The 9,957-nt window shown below is 65.6% G+C and carries 5 protein-coding genes; 1 reads left to right on the top strand and 4 read right to left on the bottom strand.

The features are described from left to right. Positions 1-286 precede the first annotated feature (286 nt). From treY to glgX, 4 genes are all read right to left on the bottom strand, one after another. Complete coding sequence (gene treY, locus AWB83_RS35090; RefSeq protein WP_087050194.1) at positions 287-3,220, bottom strand: malto-oligosyltrehalose synthase; 2,934 nt, start codon at positions 3,218-3,220, stop codon at positions 287-289. Beyond that, positions 3,217-5,424 (bottom strand): 4-alpha-glucanotransferase, encoded by a 2,208-nt coding sequence (malQ, locus tag AWB83_RS35095; RefSeq protein ID WP_087050195.1) that lies wholly within the window; start codon positions 5,422-5,424, stop codon positions 3,217-3,219. Before malQ ends, treY begins: the two co-directional genes overlap by 4 nt. Continuing rightward, positions 5,421-7,319 (bottom strand): malto-oligosyltrehalose trehalohydrolase, encoded by a 1,899-nt coding sequence (gene treZ, locus AWB83_RS35100; RefSeq protein WP_087050196.1) that lies wholly within the window; start codon positions 7,317-7,319, stop codon positions 5,421-5,423. The genes malQ and treZ overlap by 4 nt, the downstream gene beginning before the upstream one ends. 84 nt (positions 7,320-7,403) lie before the next feature. Next, positions 7,404-9,629, bottom strand: a complete 2,226-nt coding sequence (glgX, locus tag AWB83_RS35105) for a glycogen debranching protein GlgX (RefSeq protein ID WP_087050197.1) — start codon at positions 9,627-9,629, stop codon at positions 7,404-7,406. Between the two features lie 51 nt (positions 9,630-9,680). Between glgX and AWB83_RS37020 the strand changes: the two genes are divergently transcribed. Next, a partial coding sequence (locus AWB83_RS37020; RefSeq protein ID WP_208636842.1) for a hypothetical protein occupies positions 9,681-9,957 on the top strand: 277 nt, incomplete at its 3' end.

The following is a 9,957-nucleotide window of genomic DNA, read 5'->3' on the forward strand; positions in this document are numbered from 1 at the left end:
CAAGGCGTTTTGCGATCGGCTGCGTGCCAAAGGCAAGAAGACCAAGGTCGCCTTCGTCGCCGGCATGCGCAAGCTCCTCACCCAGCTCAACGCCATGATGCGCGATGCCACGCCCTGGAACCCACCCAAACCATGATTCCTTGTGCCTTTGCACTTGACCTTCAATACAGTTGCTTTCTTCGCAGCAGCAAAGAAAGTGACTGCCGCCCCGCACAGGGGAAACGCTAATAGACCACTAAGAATTCAGGATTCCACGGAAACCGCAGCAAACGAACGAAACAACCCCCTAAACCTTCGGCACTCCCTCTTCAACCAACAAACCCACCGGCATAACCCCCAACGCATCCCGCACGAAAAGCCGCTCGCCTTCGGCCTTAGGCGCATTCGGGCTCAACCAATCAAACAACGCGCGCGAATGCAGCGCCTGCGGCAACACGATCGCCGTATCCCCCCAACGCTCTGGCTCGACGAGCGGCACATCGCGATCCGTGCCCAACAGCGCCCCCGCAAGCCGCGTCGCGATGACGATCGCAAACGCGCTTCCCGCATGCCGCGCATAGGCAATCACATGTCCCGCATGCTCGCCTTGCACTTCCAGCGGCACATACTCGCCCTGCGCGAACAACGATTCGCAATGCTTGCGCAAGGCCAGCGCCCGCCGCACGAGCGCGAGCTTCACGCGGCCATCGCGCCAGTTCTCCATCTGCTCCGAAGGCGGCCCCTTCTCTTCGATTTCCGCAAGCCACTTGCGCCGCAATTCATAATCGACGGGACGCCGGTTGTCCGGATCGACCAGACTGAAGTCCCATAACTCCGTGCCCTGATAAAGATCCGGCACGCCCGGCGACGTCAGCCGCAAGAGCGTCTGCTGAAAGCTGTTGATCGCGCCAAGCGGCCCGATGCGCTCGACGAACTTCGACAGCTCCTGCAGAAAGCCATTGCGCCGCTGCGGCGCGACGATATCGAACAGGAAGTCCTTGCACGCCTTCTCGTAGGCCTCGTCGGGCGCAAACCAGCTCGTGCGCAACTTCGCCTCGCGCAACGCCTTCAACTGCCATTGCGCCACGCGCTCCGCAAGCGCGTGAACGCCCACTTCGTCGTCAGGGGCAAGCGTGAGCGGCCAGCATCCGACCAGCGTCTGGTAAAGCATCGATTCCGCCGCCGGCCCCGGCGCCCAGTCGCTGCTGTCGCTCGTCTCGGCCGGCCCGCCACTCGGCCCGCGTCGCAACGGCGTGTTCAGCGTGGACCATTGCTTGAGCGTCGTGGCCCATTCGTCAGGAATCTCGCTCAATGCCGCGAGCCGCGCACGCACGTCCTCGCCGCGCTTGTGATCGTGCGTTGCGGTGCAAAGCATCGCGTGCGGGAACGAGCGGAAACGCTCGCGGTTGCCCGCATGAAATTCATCGACCGACAAAGAGAACTCGCCCGGATCCGCGCCGACCTCGTTGCGCGAGATGAGCCGCCCATAGCGATAGCACGCCGTATCCTCGACCGCTTTGGCCGCCACCGGCGATGTCAGCTGCGAGAACAGCGTCTGCGCCGCCCGCCGCTGCGAACCGCTCGACGGCTGCGGACTCTGGCTTGCCTGCGCCTGGCTGCGTTCGCGATCGCGATTGCGCTCCGCGGCGCGATCCCGGCCGCGCTCGCTTCGATCGCTGCGCTGCTCCGGCTGCGGCGCCTCATCCGGCAGTTTGCTGCCGAGCCATTGCGCGACCTGATCCAGCACGACATGATCCGCGCGCGCAAGCACCGCACGCGCGGCCTCGAGCGCTTGCGAGAAGAAGCGTTCGTCCTCGGCACTGCGCACGCCGCCCACCGGATAGATGCGATACACCGGAAACTGCACGACCAGCTCCGCAACCACGCGCCGGATCGAAGTGAAGGTGAAATCGCGCGTGGTCTGCGCGTCGCGGGCGATGCGATGCAGCGCCCGCGTGACGCGATCCAGCTCCGCAGAGAGATTCTCCGCGAGAATCTTGCGACGCGCCGCGAGCGCTTCGTCGGCAAAGCGCTCGCTCTTGCCGGTGATCTCCGCCCACAGCACGGCAAGCGGCTCCGCGCCCGCCGGATCGTGCAGCAGCGCGCCCACGTCGTTCATGAAGTCGTAGCCCGTCGTGCCGTCGACCTGCCAGTCGCCGCGCAGCGGCTCGCCGCGCGCAAGGATCTTTTCGACGACGAAGTACGTGCGGCCATTGCCATGCCGCAACACCTCGGGCCGCTCCGCCGAAAGCTCCTCCAGTCGCGCGCGCAGACGCTGGCAATACTCGCGCGGCTCGGCGAGCCCGTCGACGTGATCGACACGCACACCGTCGATCAAGCCCTCGGTGAAGAGCCTGAAGATGAGCGCATGCGATGCCTCGAACACCTCGGGCCGCTCGACGCGCACGCCGCCGAGCGTGCTCACGTCGAAGAAGCGCCGCCAGTTCACTTCGTCCGTGGCGGTGCGCCACCACGCGAGCCGGTAATGCTGCCGCTCGAGGAGACGATGCAGGCGATCGCGGCTCGACGGCGTATCCGGCGAATGCGCGGCCAGGATCGCCTCGATCGCCGCCTGCCCGCCCTCTGTCTGCGCGATGGTCACGAGCGCCGTGCGCGCATCGGCGGCGCGTGGCTGATCGTCGGGCTGCGTCGACAGGCCCGTGAAGCGCTGGGCCAGTTCGGGCGCTTCCTGAAACACGGAGGGGTAGTCGACCGGACAGACCGGAAACACATGCCCGTAATACTCGATGACGAAGCGCCCCTCGTCCGCGCGATACGCGAGCCTGATCTTCCCGCCCTGCAACTCGTCGCCATAGGGCGCGCCGAGAAACGGCGCGAGCACCTTGCCGCGCAATGCGGGATCGGGCGAATGCCAGTCGACGTCGAAGTAGCGTGCATGCGCGGCGTGGCGTCCCCATTCGAGGATGTCCTGCCACCATGCGTTCTCCGATCCGCCCACGCCCATGTGATTCGGCACGATGTCGACGATGAGGCCCATCTCGTGCGCGCGCAGCTTCTCGACGAAGCGGCGCAGGCCGTCCTCGCCGCCCAGCTCGGGATTGACCTTCGTGTAGTCCACGACGTCATAGCCGTGCGTGGAGCCGGCGGTCGCGGCGGTGATCGGCGACACGTATGCATGACTTGCGCCGAGCGACGCGAAGTAGTCCACGAGCGCGGCGGCATCGTCGAAGGTGAAGCCCTTGTGAAGCTGGAGCCTGAGCGTGGAGCGCGGTACGGTCATGGCGATTCTGTCGGTTTCGATGTGGGTTCGTTCGATTGCGCGGATCGCTTGCGCGCGCCATCGACAGCGAGCAGGCGGTCGGAGAACGCATCGTCGAGGAACAGTTCCTCGATGGGCTTGGCCATGCGCCGCCGCCAGTTCGGATGCTCGTCGATCGAGCCGGGCAGGTTCGGCTGCTCGGCGAGCGCGAGCAGATCCTCGAGCGGATACGTGACGAGCGGCGCGGGCGTCGCGGCGACGAACGCCAGGGCTTCGTCGACGGGCGCGTTGTCGAGGTCGGGCGCCTCCACGTCGGCAGGCGCGAGGTCCGCGTCCTGGAAGGCCCGCCACAAATACGCGCGGTCCTCTCCACGCTCCTCGAGCGCCACCTCGACGGCGTCGCGGCCATCGGCGCGCGCCATCGTCTGGCCGATCTTCGAGCGCCACACGATGTCTTCGCCGCGCCACCATCCGGTGACGGTCGGCAGATCGTGCGTCGTCGTCGTCGCGGTGACGCCGCTGTCCCATTCGCGCGGCGGCTTGAAGCCCGGGCCGTCCACCTCGCGCTCGAACCACAGCACGCGGATGCCGAGCAAGCCATGCTCCTGCAAGCGCTCCGTGAAGCCGGGCGGCACGGTGCCGAGATCCTCGCCGATCACGATCGCGCGATGCCGCCACGATTCGAGCGCGATCAGCCGCAGCATGTCGTCGAGCGGGTAGCGCAGATACGCGCCGTCCTTCGCGCTTTCGCCTTCGGGCACGAGCCAGAGGCGGCGCAGGCCGAGAATGTGATCGATACGGATACCCCCCGCCCGCGCGAACGCGCAACGCAGCATGTCGATGAACGCCGAGAAGCCCTGTGTGCGCATCGCGCGCGGCGAGAACGTCGTCAGGCCCCACGATTGCCCGGCCTGGTTGAAGAGATCGGGCGGCGCGCCGACCGAGACGCCCGTCAGCATCTCGTCGCGATACGACCATGCATGACTGCCCGCGCTGTCGCAACCGACCGCCAGATCCGCGACGAGGCCGACCGCCATGCCCGCGTCGCGCGCGGCGTGCTGCGCGTGCATGAGTCCCTTCGCGGCGAGCCATTGCGTGAAGAGATGGAAGTCGACTTCGCGCCGGTTGGCGTCGGCGAATTCGATCACCGCGTCGCTGCGCGGATCGCGCAACGCATCGGGCCAGCTGCGCCAGTGGCCTTCGCCGTTCTGCGCGATCTGCGCAGCCTGCAGCGCTTCGAAGCGCGCGTGATCTTCAAGCGAGCGTCCCCCTTGCTCGACGAACGCGGCGAAGTCCTTGGCGAAGGGGGAATCGCGGTCTTGCGAGAACGCGTCGAAGAGCGCCCGCAAGACCGCGAGGCGCGCTTTCATCGCGCGCGGCCAGTCGATCAGCGTGAGACGTTCGAGCGCCGTGAGCTCGTCGGCGACGCCGGCTTTCTCGATCGCCGCACGCGCGGCGGGCGCGCCGAGCACGGCGGCGGGATCGACATGCGCGATGTTGAGAAAGAGCCGCGACGATGGCGAGTACGGGCTGAACTTGCCTGGCTCGGCGCTGAACATCGCGTGCATCGGGCTGATGGCGACCGCGTGGCCGCCGCGCTTCGCCGTCTGCGTGGCGAGCGATGCGAGCGCGGTGAAATCGCCGACGCCGCCGTCGCCGTTGCGCCTCAAGCCATACACTTGCGCCGCGACGCCCCAGAGCGGCGGCGCGTGGGTCGCATCGTCGTGCAGCGTGCGCCAGGCATCGTCGATCGTGTGGCAGCGCGCGGGCGCGACTGCCAGCGTCGTGCGATGGTCGTTGACGACGAGGGTGTGATAGCCCGGCTCCGCGATCGGCGAGAGCAGCGCGATCTCGCCCTTGGGCGAGGTGAAGCGTCCGTCGATCACCGCGCCGCTTTCCAGTTCGATGCGATAGCGCGCGCCCGACTTCGCCGCCGACACCGGCAGCGCGATGCCGCGATCCACCTCGGCCGTAATGAGGGGCGGCAGCTTGCGTCCGCTCATTTCCGCATCGACGGCGGCCATGCTCTGCTTGATCTGCGCGGCATTGCCGCACGGCAGGCCGAGCTTTTCGAGCAGGATGCGCAGCGTGGTTTCGGGCACACGCTGCATCTTCTTGTGCGCGTCCTTCCATTCAATCTCGAAGCCGGCGCGCTCCGCGAGCGCTTCGATGCTGCTCACAGGCCGCGCGGCGCGGGCGTCGCCCGTTTTGGTGGCGGCGCTCACGAGCTCTTTCCTTCGGCGGATGCCGGTTCGAAGCGGCGCGCATCATGGGCGATCGCGTATTCGTTCACCTCGCCGGTGAGCCATGCGAGGAACGTGCGGCCGCTGAGCTCGCCGTCACGCGCGCGATCCTGCGCGCGCGCCGGCGTCTCGAAGATGATCTTGCCCGGCGGCTTCTCCTTCAGCGCGATACCCGTCCCGCCGAGATTCAGCGCGACGGTAAGCGTCTCGCCGTCGCCGAGCCTCCAGCGCGCGACGAGCGCCTTTTCGCCAAGGACCTCGGCGCCGAGCGATTTCGCGCCTTTCAGACGGGGCGTGATGAGCTTCGCGCGCACGGTCAGCGCCGAGCGATAGAAGTGCAGCCAGTCGAGACGATCCTGCGTGTCCTGCTTGTCGCCGGCTGCGGGCGAGGACATCTCGAAGGTCTTCCTGTCGTTCGGATCGGGAATCTGCGTGCGGCGCTTTTCGTCGCTGAACGCGGAGAACTTCGCGAACTCGCGGCGGCGGCCTTCGCGCACCGCATCGGCAAGCTGATCGTGATAGTCGGTGAAGAAGAGGAACGGCTGCTTCGACCCGTATTGCTCTTCCATGAAAAGCAGCGGAATCTGCGGCGAAAGCAGCAGGAGACCCGTCGCGGCGAAGAGCGATTCGTCGTCGGTCAAGGAGCGCAGGCGATCGCCCATCGCGCGGTTGCCGATCTGATCGTGGTTCTGCAGGAACATCACGAAGCGCGTCGGCGGCAGATGCGCGCTCCTTTCGCCGCGCGGCGCGCCGTCGTGAATCGGCGACGGATCACCCTGATACGCGAAGCCTTCGCCGAGAACGCGCGCGAGCTTCTCGACGGGCTTGTCGCAATACGCGCCGTAGTAGCTCTCGTTTTCGCCGGTGAGGAGCACGTGCAGCGTATTGTGCGCGTCGTCGTTCCATTGCGCGTCGAAATGCGCTTCCAGCAGATTCGCCGTGTTGTGCTCGTTTTCCAGCACGAGATGCACGTGACGGCTCGCCTCGACGGAACCGCGCACGCGTTGCGAGAATTCACGCAGCCATTCGTCGTCGTCGATCGCGTGCACCGCGTCGAGGCGCAGGCCATCGAAACGATATTCGTTGAGCCAATACAGGGCATTGTCGAAGAAGAAGTCGCGCACTTGCGGACGCTCGAAATCGATCGCCGGACCCCACGGCGTGTTCACGCCCTCGCGAAAGAAAGCTTTCGCGTACGCGTGCAGATAGTTGCCGTCCGGGCCGAAGTGGTTGTAGACCACGTCGAGAAACACCATCAGGCCGAGGCCGTGCGCGGTATCGATGAGCTTCTTCAGGTCGTCGGGGCGCCCGTACGACGACTCCGGCGCGTAGGGCAGGACGCCGTCGTAGCCCCAGTTGCGCGTGCCGGAGAAATCGTTGAGCGGCATCAGCTCGATGGCGGTCACGCCCAGTTGCGCGAGCTCGGGCAGGCGCGCGGTGACGCCCGCATAGCCGCCCATCGCGCCGACGTGCAGTTCGTAAAGCACGGTTTCTTCCCACGGCCTGCCGTGCCAGTTCGTGTGCGTCCAGCGATAGGCGCGCGGATCGATCACTTCGCTTGGGCCGTGCACGTCCTGCGGCTGAAAGCGCGAGGCCGGATCGGGCACCGCGAGATCGGGGTCGAGCCGATAGCGATACAGCGTGCCTGCGCCGCCGTCGGCTTCGGCTTCGAACCAGCCGTCGCCCGTCGCCTGCATGTCGATCAGCTCGGGCGCGCTGCCCGCGCGCTCAATCTCCACCTGCACGGACTTGCGCGACGGCGCCCAGAAACGAAAGCGCGTGCGCGGATTCTCGCGCACGGCGCCCGTGAGATGCGCGCCGAAAGGAAGGCAATACGCATGATGATGCTTGTGCGGATCGATCGGACGTTCGGACATGATTTCCTGCCTGTTTTGCTGCTGTTTCGGCGAATTTTCGCGGACGGGTGTCGGTTGCGTTGCTTGCGGCGTTGCGTGCGCGCGTCAGTGCGGCAAGTCGATTTCCGGCGGCCGATGCGAGGGTATCGTGCCGGGGTCGGGCGGCAGCGCCGTCAGAAGACGCGGCCCCTGATGCGCCCCCGCCATCCACACCGCCTGCCAGTCGGCGTCGCCGGCGGGCTCGGCCAGCAGCACGACGACGCTGTGCGCGGCCACCTCCAACTCGCTGCCGACGAGCGGCCGCGTGACCGAATCGGGTTCCGCGCTATCGAGGAGCACATTCCATTCCAAGTGCGGCGCGGGCGGCACGAACGAGAGCGGTTGCGACGATCCGTTGAACATGAGAAGCAGCACGTCGATTTCGCCGTCGATGCCGGGGCCGGCGCGCCGCAGCGTGAGCGCGCGGCCCTCGGGGTCCTGCCAGGATTCGATCGCGAGCGCGTTGCCGCGTTCGTCGAACCAGCTCACATCGTAGAGGCCGGGCAGCACTTCGCGGTCGCCGTAAAGAAAGCGCGTTTCGCGCAGGACCGGGTAGTTTTTTCGCAATGCAATAACTCTCGCGACGAAGTCCGTCATCAAGACGCCTTGCGGGCTTTGCGCGGCTTCCCAGTCGATCCAGGAAGTCTCGTTATCCTGGCAATAGGCGTTGTTGTTGCCGCGCTGCGTGCGGCCGAATTCGTCGCCGCTGAGCAGCATCGGCGTGCCGAGCGAGAGCAGCGTCGTCGCGATCATCGAGCGGGCGAGACGCGCGCGGACTTCGAGAATCGCAGGATCGTCGGTCGGGCCTTCGACGCCCCAGTTCGCGCTGCAGTTCTCGTTATGGCCGTCGTTGTTGCCTTCCTGATTCTCCTCGTTGTGCTTGTGTTCGTACGCGGTGACGTCGGCGAGTGTGAAGCCGTCATGTGACGCGACGAAGTTCACCGATGCCCACGGCTTCCTGAAGCGCCGGTTGAAAAGCTCGGCGGAACCGGTGAGACGCGCGGCGAGGTCGGGGCGCATGCCCGAATCCCCGCGCCAGAAGCGCCGCACGCCATCGCGGAACTTGTCGTTCCATTCGGCGAAACCCGGCGGATGATTGCCGACCTGATAGCCGTCCGGGCCGATGTCCCACGGCTCGGAGATGAGCTTGCGCGTCGAGAGGATCGGGTCTTGGCGGATTGCGTCGAAGAATCCCGAGCCGGGGTCGAAGCCATGACCTTCGCGGCCGAGCGTCACGCCGAGATCGAAGCGGAAGCCGTCGATGTTGAATGCGGTGCTCCAGTAGCGCAGCGAATCCATCACCATTTGCAGCACGCGCGGATGCGACAGGTTGACGGTGTTGCCGCAGCCGGTCTCGTTGATGTAGTGGCGCTCGTCGCCGGGAATCAGGCGATAGTAGCTCGCATTGTCGAGTCCGCGCCACGAGACGGTCGGCCCGAGTTCGTTGCCTTCGCAGGTGTGGTTGTAGACGACGTCGAGGAACACTTCGATGCCGGCCGCGTGCAGCTGGCGGACCGCGATGCGCATCTCGTTCAGCCGATGCGTCGACAGATACGACGGTTCCGGCGCGAAGAACGCAGCGGTGTTATAGCCCCAGTAATTCTTCAGGCCGCGCCCGACGAGGAAGCGGTCGTTGAGCAACGCGTGCACGGGAAGAAATTCGACGGCGGTGATACCGAGCTTTTGCAGATGCTCGATGAACCACGGCGACGAGAGCGCCGCGAACGAGCCGCGCTCATGCTGGCGAATGTCGTCGCGCATCATCGAGGTGCCGCGCACGTGGGTTTCGTAGATGATTGTCTCGCCCCAGGGCGTGTCGGGACGCACGTCGCGGGACCAGTCGAAGGCGTCGTCGGTGACGATGCACTTGGGCATTGCGGGCGCGGAGTCGCGGCGGTCCATCGACATGTCGAGCCGGTTCGAATGCACCCGATAGCCGAAGAGCGCATCGGACCAGCGCCACGGGCCGACGAGCTTCTTCGCGTAGGGATCGAGCAGCAGCTTGTGCGGATTGAAGCGATGTCCCTGCTGCGGCTGATACGGGCCATGCGCGCGAAATCCGTAGACGGTGCCCGGATGCGCGCCGGGCAGATAGCCGTGCCAAATCTCGTCGGTGCACTCGGGCAGGTCGTAGCGCATCAGTTCCTTGCGGCCGGTGCTGTCGAAGAGACAGAGTTCGATGCGGTGCGCGTTCGATGAAAACACCGCGAAGTTGACGCCAAGACCGTCCCAGTTGGCTCCGAGCGGGTAGGAGGCGCCCGGGAGCAACTTGTCGGGAAGTGCATTTGCCATGTGCCGCGTCCTCTTTTTTTGCCTTTTGCCGTTCGGCGGTGGGGTAAGTTTATGCCTTTGTTTCGTTGTGGTTTTGGGTTATGTGGTTTGGTTTTTGTCGGCTTTGTTTTGGTTCGTTTGGTTTGTCTGTTCGGTAGCGCGCTTTGTTGTTTGGTTCGTTTGGGTTGGGCTTTCGTGGAATCCTGTTTTCTTAGTGGTCTATTAGCACTGCCCCTGTGCGGGGCGGCAGTCACTTTCTTTGCTGCTGCAAAGAAAGTAACCAAAGAAAGCAGCTTTGGCCCAGAGTGCTTGTGCGGGCTCGTCGTCATGGTTCGGAGTGGCCCAGCCA

The sequence above is a fragment of the Caballeronia ptereochthonis genome (assembly GCF_001545075.1).
In the GTDB taxonomy this organism is placed as follows: Bacteria; Pseudomonadota; Gammaproteobacteria; order Burkholderiales; family Burkholderiaceae; genus Caballeronia; species Caballeronia ptereochthonis.

What these genes read in the sequence shown, in the direction of transcription:
- treY (WP_087050194.1), bottom strand. Translation starts at nt 3,220, where the DNA reads ATGACCGTACCGCGCTCCACGCTCAGGCTCCAGCTTCACAAGGGCTTC.
- treZ (WP_087050196.1), bottom strand. Translation starts at nt 7,319, where the DNA reads ATGTCCGAACGTCCGATCGATCCGCACAAGCATCATCATGCGTATTGC.
- glgX (WP_087050197.1), bottom strand. Translation starts at nt 9,629, where the DNA reads ATGGCAAATGCACTTCCCGACAAGTTGCTCCCGGGCGCCTCCTACCCG.